21 protein-coding genes are annotated in these 17,183 nt (G+C 73.5%); 8 read left to right on the top strand and 13 right to left on the bottom strand.

Translation table 11 applies throughout. From position 1 onward, the window contains the following. Positions 1 to 9 precede the first annotated feature (9 nt). Both AC24FB_RS11855 and AC24FB_RS11850 read right to left on the bottom strand, forming a co-directional pair. Entirely contained in the window at positions 10 to 1,818 is a 1,809-nt protein-coding gene (locus AC24FB_RS11855; RefSeq protein ID WP_425715500.1) for a septum formation family protein, read from the bottom strand. A 118-nt stretch (positions 1,819 to 1,936) separates the two neighbouring features. Continuing rightward, positions 1,937 to 2,800: a septum formation family protein gene (locus AC24FB_RS11850; RefSeq protein ID WP_425715499.1), complete on the bottom strand. Its 864-nt coding sequence runs from the start codon at positions 2,798 to 2,800 to the stop codon at positions 1,937 to 1,939. A gap of 113 nt (positions 2,801 to 2,913) precedes the next feature. Between AC24FB_RS11850 and AC24FB_RS11845 the strand changes: the two genes are divergently transcribed. Then, entirely contained in the window at positions 2,914 to 3,309 is a 396-nt protein-coding gene (locus tag AC24FB_RS11845; protein WP_425715498.1) for a Fur family transcriptional regulator, read from the top strand. A gap of 72 nt (positions 3,310 to 3,381) precedes the next feature. On the opposite strand, the gene AC24FB_RS11840 is transcribed toward AC24FB_RS11845, so the two are convergent. Both AC24FB_RS11840 and aztD read right to left on the bottom strand, forming a co-directional pair. Next, entirely contained in the window at positions 3,382 to 4,284 is a 903-nt protein-coding gene (locus tag AC24FB_RS11840; RefSeq protein WP_487560223.1) for a metal ABC transporter substrate-binding protein, read from the bottom strand. A 62-nt stretch (positions 4,285 to 4,346) separates the two neighbouring features. After that, positions 4,347 to 5,816: a zinc metallochaperone AztD gene (gene aztD, locus AC24FB_RS11835; RefSeq protein ID WP_425715496.1), complete on the bottom strand. Its 1,470-nt coding sequence runs from the start codon at positions 5,814 to 5,816 to the stop codon at positions 4,347 to 4,349. Between the two features lie 227 nt (positions 5,817 to 6,043). Here aztD and AC24FB_RS11830 point away from each other — a divergent pair, with 227 nt between their 5' ends. Both AC24FB_RS11830 and AC24FB_RS11825 read left to right on the top strand, forming a co-directional pair. After that, on the top strand, positions 6,044 to 6,967 hold the full coding sequence (locus AC24FB_RS11830) for a GTP pyrophosphokinase (protein ID WP_425715495.1): 924 nt from the start codon (positions 6,044 to 6,046) through the stop codon (positions 6,965 to 6,967). A 17-nt stretch (positions 6,968 to 6,984) separates the two neighbouring features. Beyond that, positions 6,985 to 7,542 carry a hypothetical protein gene (locus AC24FB_RS11825; RefSeq protein WP_425715494.1) on the top strand — a complete coding sequence of 186 codons (558 nt, stop codon included), beginning with the start codon at positions 6,985 to 6,987 and terminating at the stop codon, positions 7,540 to 7,542. Here AC24FB_RS11825 and AC24FB_RS11820 read toward each other — a convergent pair. The 8 genes from AC24FB_RS11820 to AC24FB_RS11785 form a co-directional block, all read right to left on the bottom strand. Continuing rightward, positions 7,511 to 8,212, bottom strand: coding sequence for an NUDIX hydrolase (locus AC24FB_RS11820; protein ID WP_425715493.1), 702 nt, complete (start codon positions 8,210 to 8,212; stop codon positions 7,511 to 7,513). The genes AC24FB_RS11825 and AC24FB_RS11820 overlap by 32 nt on opposite strands. A gap of 83 nt (positions 8,213 to 8,295) precedes the next feature. Further along, entirely contained in the window at positions 8,296 to 8,799 is a 504-nt protein-coding gene (locus AC24FB_RS11815; RefSeq protein WP_425715492.1) for a pilus assembly protein TadG-related protein, read from the bottom strand. After that, positions 8,796 to 9,251 (bottom strand): pilus assembly protein, encoded by a 456-nt coding sequence (locus AC24FB_RS11810; RefSeq protein ID WP_425715491.1) that lies wholly within the window; start codon positions 9,249 to 9,251, stop codon positions 8,796 to 8,798. The genes AC24FB_RS11815 and AC24FB_RS11810 overlap by 4 nt, the downstream gene beginning before the upstream one ends. Beyond that, positions 9,248 to 9,562, bottom strand: coding sequence for a pilus assembly protein (locus AC24FB_RS11805; RefSeq protein WP_425715526.1), 315 nt, complete (start codon positions 9,560 to 9,562; stop codon positions 9,248 to 9,250). The genes AC24FB_RS11810 and AC24FB_RS11805 overlap by 4 nt, the downstream gene beginning before the upstream one ends. 77 nt (positions 9,563 to 9,639) lie before the next feature. Then, positions 9,640 to 9,840, bottom strand: a complete 201-nt coding sequence (locus tag AC24FB_RS11800; RefSeq protein WP_425715490.1) for a hypothetical protein — start codon at positions 9,838 to 9,840, stop codon at positions 9,640 to 9,642. Between the two features lie 54 nt (positions 9,841 to 9,894). Beyond that, positions 9,895 to 10,827 (bottom strand): type II secretion system F family protein, encoded by a 933-nt coding sequence (locus tag AC24FB_RS11795; RefSeq protein WP_425715489.1) that lies wholly within the window; start codon positions 10,825 to 10,827, stop codon positions 9,895 to 9,897. Continuing rightward, positions 10,824 to 11,681 carry a type II secretion system F family protein gene (locus AC24FB_RS11790; protein WP_425715488.1) on the bottom strand — a complete coding sequence of 286 codons (858 nt, stop codon included), beginning with the start codon at positions 11,679 to 11,681 and terminating at the stop codon, positions 10,824 to 10,826. The genes AC24FB_RS11795 and AC24FB_RS11790 overlap by 4 nt, the downstream gene beginning before the upstream one ends. Positions 11,682 to 11,910: 229 nt before the next feature. Beyond that, positions 11,911 to 13,137 (bottom strand): TadA family conjugal transfer-associated ATPase, encoded by a 1,227-nt coding sequence (locus AC24FB_RS11785; RefSeq protein ID WP_425715487.1) that lies wholly within the window; start codon positions 13,135 to 13,137, stop codon positions 11,911 to 11,913. A gap of 164 nt (positions 13,138 to 13,301) precedes the next feature. On the opposite strand from AC24FB_RS11785, the gene AC24FB_RS11780 reads away from it, so the two are divergent. After that, entirely contained in the window at positions 13,302 to 13,547 is a 246-nt protein-coding gene (locus AC24FB_RS11780; protein WP_425715486.1) for a ribbon-helix-helix domain-containing protein, read from the top strand. Then, positions 13,544 to 13,888 (top strand): type II toxin-antitoxin system PemK/MazF family toxin, encoded by a 345-nt coding sequence (locus tag AC24FB_RS11775; protein WP_425715485.1) that lies wholly within the window; start codon positions 13,544 to 13,546, stop codon positions 13,886 to 13,888. The genes AC24FB_RS11780 and AC24FB_RS11775 overlap by 4 nt, the downstream gene beginning before the upstream one ends. Here the strand turns inward: AC24FB_RS11775 and AC24FB_RS11770 are convergent. Next, the gene (locus AC24FB_RS11770; protein ID WP_425715484.1) at positions 13,875 to 14,174 is read right to left on the bottom strand and encodes a VOC family protein; all 300 of its coding nucleotides are present in this window, start codon (positions 14,172 to 14,174) and stop codon (positions 13,875 to 13,877) included. The genes AC24FB_RS11775 and AC24FB_RS11770 overlap by 14 nt on opposite strands. 245 nt (positions 14,175 to 14,419) lie before the next feature. Here AC24FB_RS11770 and AC24FB_RS11765 point away from each other — a divergent pair, with 245 nt between their 5' ends. From AC24FB_RS11765 to AC24FB_RS11755, 3 genes are read left to right on the top strand one after another with little or no spacing between them, the layout of a single operon-like run. Next, positions 14,420 to 14,929, top strand: a complete 510-nt coding sequence (locus tag AC24FB_RS11765) for a PH domain-containing protein (RefSeq protein WP_425715483.1) — start codon at positions 14,420 to 14,422, stop codon at positions 14,927 to 14,929. Further along, complete coding sequence (locus AC24FB_RS11760) at positions 14,926 to 16,566, top strand: PH domain-containing protein (RefSeq protein WP_425715482.1); 1,641 nt, start codon at positions 14,926 to 14,928, stop codon at positions 16,564 to 16,566. Before AC24FB_RS11765 ends, AC24FB_RS11760 begins: the two co-directional genes overlap by 4 nt. Positions 16,567 to 16,570: 4 nt before the next feature. Beyond that, positions 16,571 to 17,176, top strand: coding sequence for a TetR/AcrR family transcriptional regulator (locus tag AC24FB_RS11755; protein WP_425715481.1), 606 nt, complete (start codon positions 16,571 to 16,573; stop codon positions 17,174 to 17,176). Positions 17,177 to 17,183 lie beyond the last annotated feature (7 nt).

Below are 17,183 nucleotides of genomic sequence, written 5' to 3'. Positions count from 1 at the left end.
CCGACTCTACTAGCCGCCCGCCCCGGGGTCCGAGGAGGGGCCGCTGCCCGCGTCCGCGGCGGGATCCTCGTCGAGGAGCGAGCCGTCGAACCACTCGGTGTCGCTGGTCGTCGTCACGGCGCAGAGGATCGTGCGGTCGCCGTCCGCGAAGGTCTCGGCCGTCGGCGGAAGCGCCACCACGTCGACCTCACCGACGTCAGCGAGCCCCGGAGGCGCCTCGGAGTCGACGATCCGGGAGCACGTCTCGGCCGACTGCCGCAGGATCGCGGTCTCGCCCGGCCAGGTGTCGCCCGCGAGGGTCGTCTCGCCGACGACCTGCACCTGGAAGGGCTCGTCGCACGGGACCACCACGGTCATCCCGGACCGGTCGGCGAGCGCCGCGGCCGTCAGACAGTCGCCGACCTCGAGGTCGCCGGAACTCCCGAGCCGCTCGGGCCTGCTCTCGGGGCGCAGCTCCATGCCGCCGCCGCGCCGGATGCCCGGCGGGGCGTACGGATCTCCCGGCGCCCGGGTGGGCTCGTCCTCGGTCCCGCCGTCGGCATCCGCATCGCTGTCCACACCGCTGTCGGCGTCGCTGTCCGCGCCGCCGAGCTCCGTCTCCTCCTCGGCATCCTCCTCCGACTCCTCCTCGGCCGGGGCGGGAGCCGCGCCGTCCGGCTCGGAGTCGGCGGCGCCGGGGGCCTCGGGGGCCGCCGGGGCCTCGGTGGCCTCGGGGGCCGCCGGCGCCTGCCCGAGGTTGCTCGAGAGGTCGTCGCCGCTGCCGAGGGAGGCGAAGGTCGTCCACCCCACGGCGGCCACGACGACGAAGGCGGCGGCGGCCGCGAGCAGGCGCGTCGTCCGGCGCCGCCGGCCCGGTGAGCCCGGACGGGCGCGGCCCGATGGCGGCGCCCCCGGAGGCGGGGCGTCCCGCCAGGCGTGCGCGCCGCCGGTGGCGGTCCGCGCTGGGGCGTCGTCGGACATGCGGGGCAGACCCACGGCCGCGCCCGCCCCGCCGCGCGCGTCGTCCGCGCGGGCCGCGCTCTCGCCGGGACCGTCGATCTCGACGGAGGTGGGCACCGCGCTGGGGCTGGCCTGGTCGGGACGCGCGCGCGAGGTGCGGGGCTGGAGCCCGTGGAAGACGGTGCGCGGGAGCGCGCGGCGCGCGGTCGGTCCGGTGTGGGTCGACTGCGGGTCCTCGTCCGGCGCCGCGGGGCGGTCGGCGAGGCTGCGCAGCTCGTCCGCTGCGGACGGGGTGCGGGCGCCGCGCGGGGCCGGGCGCGCGGTCCCGGGCAGGGGCGCCGGGCGGGCGCCGGAGCCTCGACGCGAGGCGACGCCCGGCGGCGCCGACGGCGGGGAGTCCGCCGTGGGCGCGAAACGGGACCTGGTGGACGCGTCGCCCGGTGCGTCGTCGGTGGCTGCGGCGGCTCCCGCTCGCGGGTCGGCGTCGACGTGCGGACGCCCCGCCGCAGGGTCGACCGTGCCGCCCTGCGGCCCGTCCGCGGCGCCCCCGCCGGCGGCAGGGACGGTACGAAGGGCCGGCCAGCCGGCGCCCGGCGGCAGGGGCACCTGGGCGCGCTCGACGGGCAGGTCGTCGTCGGGCGGGTTCTCGTCCGTCGGGCTGTCGTTCGCCGCGGTGCCGACCGACGCGGCGCCGTTCGTCGCCGATCCGCCCCGGATCGGCTCGTCCGGCGCCGACGCGTGGGGGCTCGCCTCGTCCGGCGTCTGCGCGTCGCCCGGACGGCCCTCGCCGCGCGGGGCGGGATCGGGGTGCGCGTCGGCCCGGCCGGTCCGCGCGGGCGCGGTCCGACCGTCGCGGAGGCGCGCGGAGCCGGGAGTCACGGAGCGACGATAGATAACGCGGCGAACGATCGGCAGCGCGGGTGATGGGTTGCGCTCCCCATGCCTGCCGCCACCGCCGGCACGACGGGTGGCGCACTGCCGCCCGCGCGCGGCGCGCTCACGAGGTGAGGACGGCCGAACCGTCCTGGAAGTTGCCCTGGAGCGAGTCGGTCTCGTCGACGGTCCGGGCCACGCACAGCACCTCGCGGTCGCCGTTGTCCCAGGTCCTCTGGGACGGGGCGAGGGTCGACAGCTCGACGCGGGCGAGGTCGAGTGAGGGCTCCGGCAGGGCGTCCCACGCGACCCGGCACCCCTCCTGCGCCTCGGCGTGGATGCCGTCCACGCCCGGGAACTCCTCCCGGTCCGGGACGTCGAACACGTGGTAGAACTCCATGAAATGGGGCTCCGCGCACGGCGTGAGGACGAGGTCGTTCGAGAGTGCGGTGTAGTCGGAGTAGAGGGCGCAGTTGCCGACGTCGATGTCGAACACGGTCGTCGCCCCCGACTCCTCGACCCCGGGCGGTGCGGTCGGCGCCGGCGGCTCGGTCGTCTGCGGGGGTTCCGTCGTCGTCCCCCCGCCGGGGCCGGGTGCCGGGCCGGGCGAGGTGGTCTCGGTCGGGGTCCCCGCCGTGGACGTGAAGCTGCGGTGGACGAACAGCCCGACCACGACGAGCACGACGACGAGCACCGCCGCGATCGCGAGCACGACGTAGACGGCGCGGTTCCCGTCGTCGGGTCCGCCCCCGCCCCAGGGACCGCCGCCCGACCCCTGCGGCGACTGGTAGGCGCCGGCCGGCACGGCGGAGTAGGGCGCCGGGGCGGCACCGTACGGCTCGTTCGGCGTGGTCCCGTACGGCACGCCCTGCGTGGGGTCGCCGCCGGACCACCCACCCTGGGCGTAGCCGCCGCCCTGCGGGACCTGTCCGGTCCCCCAGCCGCCCGGCGCACCGCTGCCGGGACTCTGCGCGCTCCACTGGTTCACGCGCTCACCGTAGCCAGTCGGCCGCGCCACCCGTCCGACCGACCAGGGGTACCCCTGTCCGGGTGGTGGCGCCGCCCACTGACGCGAGCGCCGCGATCGGCGATGATGGGCCGATGACCCCCCAGCGCCGCACCTGGCAGCAGACCGCCGTGGAGGAGGCCATCGGGGCCGACTCCACGTTCGTCAGCGCCCAGGAGCTGCACCGCAGGATGCAGGGCTCCGAGCGTCAGGTCGGGCTCGCCACCGTGTACCGGGTCCTCAAGCGCCTCGTCTCGCTCGGGCAGGTCGACGCGCTGCAGACCACGGACGGCGAGACCCTGTACCGGGCGTGCGAGGTGGGGCACCACCACCACCTCGTGTGCGAGTCGTGCGGGGCGACGGTCGACGTCGAGCCGCCGGACGAGTCCTGGATGGACGAGGTCGCCCGGCAGCACGGCTTCGAGAAGGTGCGCCACGTGGTGGACATCTACGGCCGGTGCGCGGCCTGCCGGGAGCGCGCCGGCGACTGACGCCGCGGCCCGCGAGCGGGAGCTGAGCCCGTGGGCGGCGGTCGGCGCGTCGCACGCGCACCGCTCCCCTGCTCAGCCCTCGCAGACGAGCCCCTGCTCGAGCGCGGCGAGGTTCGACCGCATGACGTCGACGTAGTCGGCCTCCGGATCGGTCCGGCCCTCGATCGGGTCGAGGACGTCGGTGGCGACGTCGACCTCGCCGGCGAGCGCCTCGACGACGTCGGGGCCGGCGATCACCTCGAAGTACACGGTCTGCACCCCCTCGGCCCGGACGGTTGCGCCGACCTCGCGGATGCGGGCGGGTGACGGTTCGACCTCCGGGTCGACCCCGGTGATCCCGACCTGCTCGAGCCCGTACCGGTCGGCGAGGTAGCCGAACGCCTCGTGGGAGGTCACCAGGGTGGCGCCGGCACAGTCGGCCAGGCCCTCGGTGTAGGCGTCGTCGAGCTCGGTCAGCTCGGTGACGAGGCCGGCCGACCGTTCCTCGAAGTCCTCGGCGTGGGCGGGATCGAGCTCGGCGAGCGTGGCGGCGACCTCCTCGACGAGCGGGACCATGAGTGTGGGGTCGAGCCAGAAGTGGGGGTCGCGGGCGAGGTCGTCGTCGGCGACCCCGGCGGCGTCCGCGGCGTCGAGCACGGCGCCCGGCGACGTCGCCCCGATGGCGTCGTCCGTGGCGGCCTGGAGGCCCGGGACGTAGGCGACGAGGTCGACCTGCTCGAGCTCGGCCACCTGCGCGGGCGAGAGCTCGAGGCTGTGCGGGTCGGCGCCGGGCGGCGTGAGGGACTCGACCGAGACCTGTTCCCCGCCCACGGTCTCGAGCACGAACTGCAGCGGGTAGAAGGCGGCCATCACCTCGATCGTGTCGCTGTCCTCGTCGGGGTCCGCGGAGCCGGTGCCGGAGCAGGCGGCGAGGAGAGTCGCGGCGGCGAGCGCCGCGGCGGCGGTCCGGCTCGTCCGGTGGTGGCGATGGTGCACGGAGGTCCTTCCAGGACGGCGCGGGGCCGGGTCGGTGAGACCCGGCCCCGCGGCGTGACGGATCAGTGGTCGTGGTCGTCGTGGTCGTGCTCGTGGTCGTGCCCGTCGCCGGACTCCGCCTCGTCGTCGTTGTCGTGCCCGTCCTCGCTGCCGCCGTACTCCGACGAGCCGGCCTCGACATTGCCGGAGATCCCGTTGACCTCGTTCGGCTCGACCTCGAGCTCGGCGGTGTTCCACACCTCGCCGGTGAGGATGTCGACGGCGTGGATCGAGCTCGTCGCGGGCTCGGTCACGTACGCGGTGCCGTCGTGCACCCAGAGCGCGGGCCGGGGCTCCTGCCACTCGACCGGCTCCTCCCAGGGCCCGACCACGGGGTGGGACGCGGTGATCGCCCCGGTCTCGGGGTCGATGACGTGCAGGTTGCCGTCGGTGCCGAGCACGAGCGCCTCGCCGTCGTCGCCGCGGGCCAGCGAGCGGAAGCTGTAGCTCGACGGCAGGTCGACGAGGGTGAGCTCGTTCGTCGTCGTGTCGATGAGGGAGACGCGCTCGGGACGCTCGAGCTCGGCGTCCGGGTCGGTCTTGTAGTCACCGAGCACGATCGCGGAGGCGTCGCTCCCGGCCTGGTTGCCGATGCGTCCGTAGTCGTCGGGGCTGTCGACGTGGGTGATCTCGCCGCCGGAGTAGACGAGCGCGCCGTCCTCGCAGCCGATGACGACGACCTCGTCCGCCGCCGTCGCCTCGCCGTGAACGCCGGGGCACTCGTCGGAGGCGGCGATCTCCTCGCCCGACCCGTCGAGGACGCGGATGCCGGTGCGGGCGTCCTCGGTGCCCTCGGAGATCACGAGGGAGCCGTCGGTCAGCTCGATCGCCACGCCGTGGTGGGCAGTGGGGGTCGTGTGGTCGCGCGTCTCGGCGTCGGGGTCGTCGACCGCGGAGGAGTCGAGGACGACGACCTGGCCGGTGGCGTCGTCGAAGAGGGCGGTGCGGCCCTCGTGCGGGACGACGTGACCGGGCATGTCGGCCTCGACCAGCGTCTCGGTCAGCGCCGGCGGCGCCGTGTAGTAGTGCGAGTGGTCGCCGTGCGGCTCGGCCCAGGCACCGGCGTCGAGCAGCTGGAAGCCGCCGGTGGTCGAGACGTAGAGGTGGCGGCCGTCGCCCGCGGGGTTGAGGCGGTTGAAGCCGGGCAGCTCGATGTCCTCGACCACCTCGAGGGTGGTGGCATCGAGAACCTGGATCCCGCCGTCGTAGGTCAGGGCGATCCGGGGCGTCGCCGCAGCGGCCTCGGTGGCGGCCCCGGCCTCCTCCTCGCCGTGGTCGTGGCCGTCGTCGGCGGGGGTCTCGTCGTCGGAGGAGGTCTCCCCGTCCGTGGCTGCCGTGTCCCCGGAGGTGGATTCCTCTCCGGCCTGGTCGGTGGCGGGCGCGTCGTCCTCCCCCGACTCGGCGGCGCCGGAGCAGCCCGCGAGAAGGGCGAGCGGGAGGACGGCGAGCGCGGTGAACGCGCGGCGGCGTCGAGGGGCGGTGGTGGTGTTCATGGGTGGTGGGGCGCCGCGGTGGCGGGCCCGGCTCCTTCCGGACGGTGACGCTGACCGGGCGACACTAACACTACTGAGAATCATTATCGTTCTCTGTTCAGGGTGCGCTTCGGGGCCCCCACCCGCGGAGCACCCTCGGTACCGGACCGACCGCCCCGCGCGATCTCCGTGAGATCCACCGCGCGACTACCCTCGAACGACCGCCCCGCTCCCCCGACGAAGGACCCATGCGCACCGATCGATCGCTCGTCCTCGGATCGTCCGACGAGTCCGTCCCCGGCACCGCCGACCAGCTGCGTGCCCTCGTGGCCACGCGCCGCGGCGAGCAGCTCGCCCAGGGGCTCGACCCGGAGGACCTCGCCGAGCAGCTGCGCGAGGCGCTCGACGGTTTCGCGGCGCTGCGGATGCACTACCAGGCGGGGATCGAGGAGGTCCGCACCAAGGTCGACATCCTGCGCCAGGAGTTCGAGCAGATCCACGACTACAGCCCGATCGAGCACGTGCGGACGCGCCTGAAATCGACCGAGAGCCTGCTGACCAAGGCGCTGCGGACCTGCGACGAGCTCTCGCTGCCCGCGATCCGCCGGCAGATCCTCGACATCGCCGGGATCCGGATCACGTGCAGCTTCGTGTCCGACGTCTACTGGATCGCGCAGATGCTCGAGCGGCAGCCCGACCTCACGGTGCTCCAGGTCAAGGACTACATCGCGGAGCCGAAGGCGAACGGCTACCGGTCGCTCCACCTCATCGTCCAGGTGCCGGTGTTCCTGTCGACACACACCGAGCACGTGCCCGTCGAGCTGCAGATCCGCACGATCGCCATGGACTTCTGGGCGAGCGTCGAGCACAAGCTGAAGTACAAGTACGACGCCGAGATCCCGGAGCACCTCCTCGGCGAGCTCGACGACGCGGCGCGCCTCGCCACCGAGCTCGACGAGCGGATGGGGCGCCTGCGCGAGGAGATCCGGCCGATGCCGGACGGGGCGGAGAACGAGGAGCACGACGACGGGCAGGCAGCCGGACCGGTCGACGTCGACGGCGCTGTTGACGTCGACGGCGACGAGCACGGTGTCTCGAGCGAGGACGGTGACGCGAGCAAGCCGGATGACGCGACCGCGTCGGGCAGCGCCGCGTCGCTCCGGTTCATCTGACGAGAGACGTGGCTGCCGTGACCGATCGGACCGCCGGGGCACTCCGTGCCACGCACGCCACCCGCCGCTCGATGGTGGCCGCGGTCGCGGCGCTGGCCCTCGGCGTCAGCCTCGGCGCGTGCGGGCCGAGGGAGGGCGGGGATCCGACGGGTGAGAACGGCACCGAGGAGTCGAGCACCGGGGATCCTGGAACGACCTCACCCCCCGACGGCCGCGAGGCCGCGCGCGCCGAGGAGCCGATCGTCGAGGCGATGGTGCGCGAGGTCGCAGCGGAGCTGGAGCCGGTGGACGCGGGCTCGGTCGCGGCCGCCGGCTGGGTGAACGGGGCGACCACGGCGTGCTCGGGGCGCTCCGGCGGTCCGGTGTCGTGGACCGGGCGGGGACAGATGGACGCGGCGGACCCGGAGGAGCAGGTTCTCGGGCTCGCCGACCGTCTCGGCGACGACTGGGAGCCGGTCGATACGAGCGCGACGACGGCGCGCACCTTCCAGGACGCCGACGGCTACCTGCTCACCCTGGCCTGGAGCGTCGACCCCGACACCGTCACGGTGTCGGTCGAGTCGCCCTGCCACTGATCGCGACGCCGCTGGTCGGACCGTCGCCGATCGCCGCCTCGCCCAGCTCGGGCACGTGGGGCGGGTCCGGGCTGTCCGGGTCGACCTCGGCGAGGATCCAGTCGAGCACCCGTGCCGTGAATCCCCAGATGTAGGTGCCCTCGAACCGGAACGCCCGGCCCGCATGCCGGCCGCGGTACGAGACGGTGGTGCGGTTCTCCGGGTCGAGGAGGTGGCGGCGCGAGACCCAGTGGGCGGAGTGGATCTCGTCGTCGTGCGCGAAGCTCGGCACGTGCCCGTCGGGCCCGAGGCGAGCGAGAACGGGGGTGACGACGTTGCCGCTGGCCCACAGGTAGAGCGGCGGAAGCGTCCCGATCACCAGGGACCGGTCGACGAGCACCCCGGTCTCCTCGCCGCACTCGCGGATCGCCGCGTCCACCGGGGTCTCCCCCGGGTCGATCCCGCCGCCGGGGAACGCGAACTCGCCCGCGTGGTGGCGCAGGCGGGTGGAGCGGCGCACGAGGAGGTAGGCGAGGTCGTCGCCGACAGGCCTGGTGAGCACGACGACGGCGCTGGCCCGGGCGGTGCGGTGGTGCTCCTCCGTGGCGCGCGGCAGACCGATCCATCCCCAGGCGCGGTCGTCGGGCGTGCGCGGGAGCGGACCGACATCGCGCAGCGCCTCGCTCGTCACGACTCTCCTTCCGATCGGTCCCGTCATCGTCACCCGGGACAGGCCCGCCGTCACCCGATTTCGACGCGGCCCCTCGGGTCCGGCTACCCGTTCTCGACGTCGATCGCGCGGGCGCGCCCGGTGACGGTGACCTCGACCGGGCCGACGACGCCGGAGACGAGCGCCGGCGCGAAGGGCGGGTCGATGACGGCGACGAGCGTGACGACGGCGGTCTCCCCGTCGACCGTGCCCGTTGGCTCGCCGAGCACGACGCTGCGCAGTCCGCCGGACGAGGTGGGATCGACCCTTTCGAGGTACTCGGCGGCTTCGGCGCGGACGAGCTCGTCGGTGAGCATCGACTCCCGGTCCTCGCCGTAGAAGGCGGCCTCCGCGACGGCGTCGGCGGCCGCTGCGGCTGCGGCGTCCGCGACCCCGAGGGCCCGCTTGCGGTCGAGGTGGATCGCCGAGACGGAGGCGATGACGAGGATGAGCGCCACGAGCACGACGACGAAGCCGATGCCCATCACCATGATCCGGCCGGACTCTGGGTCCTCGGTCGCTTCCGGAGACGGTCGTCCGGTGAGGTTGCCGGCGCGGGACGCGCTCACCCGGTCCCCCGGTGGTCCTCGACGAGGACGAGATGCCGGGCCTCGACCGACATCGAGGTCGGGACCCCGGCGATCGAGGTCGGCAGCAGGGGCAGAGCCACGACTGTCGTGACCTCGACGTCGATGCGGGCGCCCGGCGTGTGGCACGGGTCGGCCTCGCACGTGATGACCAAGGAGCCCGCGCCGTCGACGTCGAACCCCTGGTCGGCGAAGGCGAGCTCGACCGCGAACGCCGCCGGTCCCGCCGCCGAGGCCTCGTCGTCCGCCTGGGCGACGATCCGGCCGGCCTCCCGCGCGGCCCCCTCTGCTGCGTACGAGGCGGCCTGGATCCGGCTGATCGCCACCACGAGGTAGATGAGCGGGAGCAGGAGCAGCAGGGCGACCCCGAGGTACTCGACGATCGCGCTGCCGGCCTCCGGGTCGCGATCGGTCGACGCCGCACGGCGACTCACGGCGCGACCTCGAGAGCGGCGTGGCCGACGACCTCGAGCCCGTCGCCCGGGCCGAACAGACCGACGACAGGCATCGGCGCCCGCACCGTCACCTGGACGAGCGAGACCCCGTCCGCCGTGACGACCTGCGCCGTGACGTCGTCGGCGTAGGAGTCGGCGAGGCCCGCACGGATGAGCTCCGCGGCGCGGGCGGCGCCGTCTGCGGGGTCGGAGCCGAGGAGAGCGCCGTGCCGCGCCCCCTCCGAGGCGGAGTCGATGAGCGTGTTGCGGACGTGCAGCAGGAGCGCGAGCTGAAGGACCGCCGCGACCAGCAGGAGGAGGAGTGCCGAGACGAGGACGAAGTCGACGATCGCCGAGCCGGACTCGGCGTCGCGTCGGGCGGGTCGAGCTAGCTGCCGCCACCGAGGACGCGGTCGATCGCGGTCTGGAACAGCTCGCCGAGCTGGGTCTCCGCGATCGCCCAGATGATGATCACGAGACCGGCGGTCATCAGGGTCACCATCACCCACCCGGGGACGTCGCCCCGCTCCGGGTCGTCGTCCCGGAGTCGGTCGCCCAACCAGGTGAGCAGGAACAGGATCGGATGCATGGCGGTCGCCTCTCGGGGTGGTGGACGGGGTCGGGTCGACGGGATCGGTGGCGGTCACAGGCCCATCCGGAGTGCAGCGAGCCCGGGGAACAGGGCGAACATGACCGTGGTGGGGAGGATGAAGAAGACGACGGGCACCATCATGGCGACCTCCTTCTTGCCGGCAAGCTCCATGAGCTCGCGCCGGGTGGTCTCCCGCGCGTCCTGGGCCTGCGCGCGCAGCACCTCGGCCAGCGGCGTGCCGCGCTCGACCGCTCCGGCCACGGCGTCGGCGAACCTGCTGAGCGCGGGCGAGCCGGTGCGGCCGGCGAGATTCTCCAGGGCGACGACCATGGGCGCACCGGCACGGGTCTCGGCGAGCGTGCGCCGCAGCTCATCGGCCACCGCGCCGTGCGCGACCTTCTGCACGCGCTCGAGCGCAGGGACGAGCCCCTCGCCCGCACCGACCGAGAGAGCGATGAGCTCCGCGATGTCCGGGAGCTCGGCGGCCAGGCGCTCGCGACGCCTGGTGACCTGGGCGGTGAGATGGGTGTCGCGCATGACGGCGCCGCCCACACCGAAGATCACCACGCCGAGCAGCAGGAGGAGGGCCGGGGCGTCACGCACCGCGCCGACCGTGAGCGCCACGACGAGACCGGCCGCAAGCCCGATCGCCCCCCAGACCATCTGCTCGGTGCGGAACTGGGCCACCGTCGTCGTCGACCCCGCCTCCGCGAGGCGTCGTCGCACGGTCGTGGTCGTCGACCCCAGCTTCTCGAGCATCGGCACGACGTCGTCGATCACGGGGGCCACCAGACGCTCGACGACGGCGAACGGCGAGCGCGCCGGCGTCTCGGCGAGCAGCCGCGAGGACGTCGGGCGCTCGACGAGGTAGGGCGCGAGCCGATCGGCGAGCCGCGGCCGACGGGCACCCAGCCGGGCCACGACGACCCACACGCCCACGGCGAGCAGGAGGCCGGCGAGTCCGCCGTAGGTGGCCGGGCTCATCGGAGCACCCGGGCCTCGGCGGGGAGCCGGCCGAGGCGGAGCATGAGCCAGTAGGCGAGCGCCGATGTCCCGGCGCCGATACCGAGGACGACGGCGCCGGTGGTCGTCCCGTAGGCCGCGGCCGCCTCGGGTCGGCCGGCGAGGACGGCGAGCACGGCCCACGGGGCGGCGACGGCGAGCCGGGCGCCGTTGACGGTCCAGCTCTGCCGAGCCTCGAGCTCGCCGCGCGTGCGCTGGTCCTCACGCAGCATGTGGGCGAGCGCGCGCAGGAGACGGGTGAGGTCGGAGCCGCCGACCTCCCGGGTGAGCTTGAGCGCCTCGACGATCCGGTCGGCGACCGGGTCTGCAAGGCGGGCCTTGAGCCGGTCGAGGGAGACGACGAGGTTCCCGGTGGCGCGGTGGTCGGCGACGAACCGGCGGAACTCGGGCCGGACCGACTCGGGCCCGCGCTCGGCGAGCGTGCCGACCGCCTCGGGCAGCGACCGTCCGGCACGGACGGCGGACACGAGCCCGTCGATGACGTCGGGCCAGACCTCGCGCAGCCGGGTCGTCCGGGTGCGTGCGCGCGAGGTGACGACGAGCCACGGCACGACCGCCGCGATGAGACCGAACGCGACCGCGACCGGGGCCGCTGCGGTGAGGGCGAGGACGACGACGAGGACCGCGAGCCCGAGCACCGTCGAGACCGCGAGGAACGAGGCCGGGCTCACCGACGGCGAGCCCGATCGCGTGAGTGCGTCCTGGATGTGGTCGGTCCACCGCGCGTCCCGCGACGTCCGCTCGGCCGGCTCGAAGAACGAGAACCAGACGAGGCACAGCCCCGCTCCCAGGAGGAGTCCTGCGACCACTCCCATGTCAGCCGCCCGCCCGCTGGTGCTTGGCGTCGCGCGGGGGTGCGTCGGCGCGCAACACGGCGCGCAACGCCCTGGCCCGATCGTCGGCCATCCCTGCCCCCTGGGTGTGGTCCTGGTGTCCGGAGACACATTCGTGAGCGTAGTTCGGCCCATCTCGCCGCGGGCCGTTTTCCACAACCCTGTTCGCGGACTGGACGAGAGAACCTGGCGAGCGCGCCGGACGCTGTGCTCAGGCGGCGGCCAGAAGGGCGGTGACGTCGAGCCCGGCCCGCTTGAACCTGGGGTCCTGCCCCATGTGGCCCTCGGCCCGGACGAGCCGTCCGTCCCGGCGCTCGAAGAGCCTCGACGTCTCGACGACCCCGCCCTCGACCCGGCCGGTGACGTGGACGATCTCGCGGACCGTGCGCCGCCCGTCGTGGTCGAGATCGAGGTGGACGACGAGGTCGACCGACGTCGCGACGGTCGGCACCGTGAAGTCCGACGTGACGTTCTCACCTGCGAGCAGCGGAAGCGTGCACAGCTTCGACACGGCCTCCCGGGCAGAGTTCGCATGCAGGGTGGCCGCACCGGGCAGGCCGGCGTTGAGCGCCACGAGCAGGTCGAACGCCTCGGCCTCCCGGACCTCGCCGACGATGATCCGGTCCGGTCGCATGCGCAGCGACTCCTTGACGAGCCGGCGCAGCGGGATCTCGCCCGTCCCCTCGAGGTTGGGTTGGCGGGTCTGCATGGCCACGACGTCGCGGCGCGCGAGGTTGAGCTCGAAGACCTCCTCGACCGTCACCACGCGCTGGGTCGCCGGGATCGAACCGCACAGCGCGGCGAGCATCGTCGTCTTGCCGGCCTGGGTCGCTCCGGACACAAGGACGTTGAGGCCCGCGCGCACCGAGGCGTCGAGCACGCGGGCGGCGTGCGGGGTGAGTGATCCGCGCTCGACGAGGTCGTCGAGCGACCGGGCCCGCACGAGGTACTTGCGGATGTTGACCGCCCAGTGCTCCCGGGTGATCTCCGGGATGACGACGTGCAGCCGCTCCCCACCCGGCAGGGCAGCATCGACGAATGGCGAGGAGAGGTCGATCCGCCGTCCGCTCGACCGGAGCATCCGCTCGACGAGGTCGCGCACCTGCTGTGTGTCGAGCAGGACCGTCGTCAGCTCGGCACGGCCGTGGCGGGCGGCGAACACCTTCCCCGGCTCGTTGATCCACAGCTCCTCGACCTCCGGGTCGTCGAGCAGCGACTGGAGCGGGCCGAAGCCGACCACCGCGTCCATCACGTGCTTGATCGCCGCGTCGATGTCGGCCAGGGGTGGGACGAGGCCGCGCGTGGACCGCTCCTCGTACTCGGCCGCCGCGGCGACGACGAGCGCCCGGGTCGCCTCCGACTCGCGGGCGGGGTCGATGCCTCGCCTGCGGACGAGCTCGCGCACCTCGGACTCGAGCATCGACAACGGATCGATCATCCTGTTCTCCCCTATGAGGATGTGCTGACACGGCCCGCAGTGCCCGGGTTGCGTGACGCCGAAAGGATCGTGCATGTCACCCCAGTCTCGCCCAGATGACCGAGCTCGCGAGCGCGCGCCCACAGGCCAACGCAGGCACGGTATTACGAGTTATACTCACTTCCATGAAGACTGCCATCTCGATTCCCGACCGCGATTTCGAGCGCTTCGAGCGCGTGGCTGCGCGACACGGAATGAACAGGTCGCAGTTCTTTCGACGGGCCGCACAGCGTCTGGTCGAGGAGCTCGAGGGCGAAGCCGAACTCACAGCCCTGGCGGACTCCGTGATCGAGCGGGCCGGGCAGCCTGGCGCCGACAGCCCGTTCCTGCACGAGTCGGAGCGCACGATGCTCCGGAGCACCGACTGGTGATCTCGCACGGCGACATCGTCTGGGTCGACTTCGGGTCACCTCGCGGGTCTGAACCTGCCAAGCGGCGCCCTGCCGTCGTCATGCAGGAGGACTGGCTTCTCGCCACACAGATCTCGACCGTCCTCGTCACGCCGCTGACGTCGAACACCTCCCTCGAGGCATTCCCCGGGAATGTGCTGCTCCCTGCGGTCGCCGCCGGGCTCGACAAGGACTCCGTCGCCGTCGTGTCGCAGGTCGGACCCGTCAGTCGCGAGTTCGTCGAACCACACCCGGTCGGACGAACACCGTCCTACCTCCTCACGAGAATCGCCGACGGCATCCGCCTCGTCATGGGTATCTGAACGCACGTCCAGTACGCACACGGGTCGGCACCGTGAAGTCCAGGTGCAGCTGCATGGGGACGTCGTGGTCGGGCCACGTGGTGGGCTCGAGCCTCTCGACCTCCTGGAACGCGAGCCGCGGCGCTCCGGAGTCGTCCGTGAGCACCAACCAGTCGAGGAACCCGGTGCCGCCAGGCTCGTCGCCCGGTCGGTACGAATAGCCGAACAGCTCGCGGTAGAACTCGGCGAGACCGCGGACGTCGGTCGTGTCGATGACGGTGTGGAGCAGCCTGGGGTACTCGGTCATATCGGCCTCCCAGCGCCATTCTTCGCCGACCCGTCCACGCGCACAAGAGCCGACCGATGTGCCTCTCCGGCCCCATGGCCACGCGAGGCGAGCAGAAGTCCGCTCATTCGCGAGGCGGAAGTCCGCTCACTCGTCGAAAAGTCCCCTCATTCGTCGACGGTGGGGGGCGTCCGAGCGGGGTCACGGAATGGCCTTGACCGATCGGGATAGGATTGGACCGATCGGTCAAGATTGCTGGAGGACCCATGGACACCACCGACACCGTCGACGCCCTGCAGGTTCGTCGCCCGGCACTCCCCGTCGACCGGCGTGCCATGGCGCTGTGGGCGCTGCGGGCACTCGTCGTCTGGGGCGCAGCGTTCGCCGCGCTCCTCGTCCCCGCCGCGATCTGGGAGTCCGCCCGCCCGTGGCTGCTCGCGCCCACGGTGGCTGTCGGCGTCGTCCTCGTGGTTCGACTCGCCGTCGAGCCCTGGTGGCGCTTCCGGGTGCACCGCTGGGAGCTGACCGAGCACGCCGTCTATGCCACGACGGGCTGGCTCGTGCAGGAGTGGCGGGTCTCCCCCACCTCCCGCATCCAGACCGTCGACGCCGTCCGCGGCCCCCTCGAGCAGCTCCTCGGGCTCTCCACCCTGCGGGTGACCACGGCGTCCTCGTACGGCGCGGTCAAGGTCCAGGGGCTCGACCGCGCCGTCGCCGAGGAGGCCTCGACCCGCCTGGCCAAGGCCGCCGAGCTCACCGAGGGGGACGCGACATGAGCGGAGACGTCGCCGACGACACCGTGGAGACCGACGCCGTCGGCACGGAGACCGCAGCCGCGACCGAACCATGGCTGCGCCTGAGCTACCGGGTGATCTGGGTGGACCTCGCCCGCAGCCTGGTGGCCACGCTCCCCGTACCGATCGCCCTCGCGTTCGGCATCCGACCCGAGCTGGGTTCCCTGTGGCCGTTCGTGCTCATCGCGGTGCTCGGCGTCCTCGGCGCGGTCGCCGACCTCGTCCGGTGGGCGTTCACCCGCTACCGGATCACGCCGACCCACGTCGAGCGCCCCACGGGGGTGCTCGTGCGCTCCCACCGCACGATCCGGCGGGAGCGCATCCGCAGCGTCGACACCGAGGCTAGGCTCCACCACCGGTTCGGCGGGCTCCGGGTCGTTGCCATCGGCGCCGGGCAGCAGACGGCCGCGGGCGAGTCGGCGCTGCGCCTCGACGCGCTCGCACGTGCCGACGCCGAGCAGCTGCGCGAGGAGCTCCTGCGCACCCCGGGGAGGCCGGCACCACAGGCGGTCGACTCCCCGGCAACCACCGAGCAACTGACATCCACGGAGGAGCCGGCGACCGCCGACGAGTCCGCACTCGCCGACGACCCGTCACCCGACGACGACCAGGCGACGGTGTTCGCGACCTTCCGTGCCTGGTGGGCGGTCTACCACCTGTTCAGCATCTGGTCCTTCGCCATGGCGGCTGGACTCATCTGGGGAGGGTACTGGTTCGCGCTGACGTTTGGTGTCGACCTCCTGCAGATCTCCGGCCGCGTCGTGGACTGGGACTCGCTCGACACCCTCGGGAGGGTCGCCGTCGTCCTCGCCGGCGGCGCGGTGGTCGGCGCCGTCGGGATGGGCGTCAACTTCCTCGTCTCCTGGTGGTACTTCGAGCTCGCCCGCGTCTCCGCGGACGGCACGACCTTCCTCCGCACGCGCCGCGGCCTGCTCAGCACGCGCGAGGTCAACCGGGACGAGGCGCGCATGAGGGGGCTGTCGATCAGCGAGCCGCTGCTCGGGCGGCTCATCGGCATGGCGGACACCGAGATCGTGACGACCGGCCTCAGCGTGTGGGACCCCTCCGAGCCGACGGCGATCCTCCCGCGCGGACCGGTCCGGGTGGCCCGCCGGGTCGCGGGCCTGGTGCTCGGCGACCCGTCACCGTTCGACGCGCCCCTACGCCGCCACCCCCGCACCGCACTGGTCCGACGCGCCGTGTGGGCGACCGGGCTCGCCGCCGTCACCGCGGCCGTCCTGGCGGCGCCCCTGCTCACCGGATCGGTCCCGGAGTGGGCCGGGTGGACGCCGCTGGTGGTCTGGCTGCTCGGGCTGCTCGGCGCGGTGATCGCCCACCGCGCGCTCGGGCACGCGATCGCGGGCGAGCACCTCGTCGTGCGCTCCGGGCTGGCAGCTCGGACCACCACCGCGCTGCGCCGGGACGCCGTGAGCACGATCGCCGTCCGGAGCTCGCTCCTGCAGCGCCGGCTCGGGCTGCGCTCCGTCTCTGCGATGACGGCCGGCGGGTGGGGCGCGTACGAGGCGTTCGACGTCGACGCACGCGAGTCGGTCGGGCTCGCCGCCGCGTTCGCACCCGGCCTGATCGACGAGATCACCGTCCCCGAGCGGGCACGATGACACCGTGACCGCCTCTCCCACCTCCTTCACGGCCGCGGCCCGGCGCCGGCAGATCGTCGCCGCGGCCATCACCACCGTCAACGAGGTCGGCTACCCGCGCACCTCGCTCGCCGAGGTCGCGCGCCGCGCCGGCGTCGCGAAGAGCGCGGTCGTCTACTACTTCGGCACGCGGGACGCCCTGCTGCTGCACGTCCTCGAGCACGTGTGGGGCGATCTCGGGGTGGCGCTCGCCGCCGCGGCCGGCCGGGACGAGGAGCCGACGGCGCGGTTGCGCGCCTACGTCGAGGCGTACCTCACCCACCTCGACTCACACCGGGCCGAGATCGCGGCGGGGGCCGAGATCGCCATCTCGCACCGGGACGCGGACGGCACGCCCGTCTACCTCACGGTCGACACCGACGACACCGCGCTGCTGCGGGACATCCTCGACCAGGGAATGGCCGCCGGCGTGGTGCGGCGGATGCCGCTCGACGTGGCCGTCGACCTCGTGGAGCACGTCATCGACATCCCCACCACGGTGTTGCAGCGCGACCTGGGTGCCGATCTCGGCGCCCTGCTGCCGGAGGTCGCCACGACGATCCTGCGCGGCCTCGAACCCGATCGAGAATAATCTTTAC

The sequence above is a fragment of the Georgenia sp. Z1344 genome, from assembly GCF_057652375.1.
Note: the sequence above shows the minus strand (reverse complement) of the source record. Positions and strands in the feature narration are given on the sequence as shown.

Excerpts from the sequence above, each read along its gene's own strand:
- AC24FB_RS11845 (WP_425715498.1), top strand. The coding sequence starts at position 2,914 with ATGACCCCCCAGCGCCGCACCTGGCAGCAGACCGCCGTGGAGGAGGCC.
- aztD (WP_425715496.1), bottom strand. The coding sequence starts at position 5,816 with ATGAACACCACCACCGCCCCTCGACGCCGCCGCGCGTTCACCGCGCTC.
- AC24FB_RS11830 (WP_425715495.1), top strand. The coding sequence starts at position 6,044 with ATGCGCACCGATCGATCGCTCGTCCTCGGATCGTCCGACGAGTCCGTC.
- AC24FB_RS11800 (WP_425715490.1), bottom strand. The coding sequence starts at position 9,840 with ATGCATCCGATCCTGTTCCTGCTCACCTGGTTGGGCGACCGACTCCGG.
- AC24FB_RS11795 (WP_425715489.1), bottom strand. The coding sequence starts at position 10,827 with ATGAGCCCGGCCACCTACGGCGGACTCGCCGGCCTCCTGCTCGCCGTG.
- AC24FB_RS11790 (WP_425715488.1), bottom strand. The coding sequence starts at position 11,681 with ATGGGAGTGGTCGCAGGACTCCTCCTGGGAGCGGGGCTGTGCCTCGTC.
- AC24FB_RS11785 (WP_425715487.1), bottom strand. The coding sequence starts at position 13,137 with ATGATCGATCCGTTGTCGATGCTCGAGTCCGAGGTGCGCGAGCTCGTC.
- AC24FB_RS11780 (WP_425715486.1), top strand. The coding sequence starts at position 13,302 with ATGAAGACTGCCATCTCGATTCCCGACCGCGATTTCGAGCGCTTCGAG.
- AC24FB_RS11770 (WP_425715484.1), bottom strand. The coding sequence starts at position 14,174 with ATGACCGAGTACCCCAGGCTGCTCCACACCGTCATCGACACGACCGAC.
- AC24FB_RS11765 (WP_425715483.1), top strand. The coding sequence starts at position 14,420 with ATGGACACCACCGACACCGTCGACGCCCTGCAGGTTCGTCGCCCGGCA.
- AC24FB_RS11760 (WP_425715482.1), top strand. The coding sequence starts at position 14,926 with ATGAGCGGAGACGTCGCCGACGACACCGTGGAGACCGACGCCGTCGGC.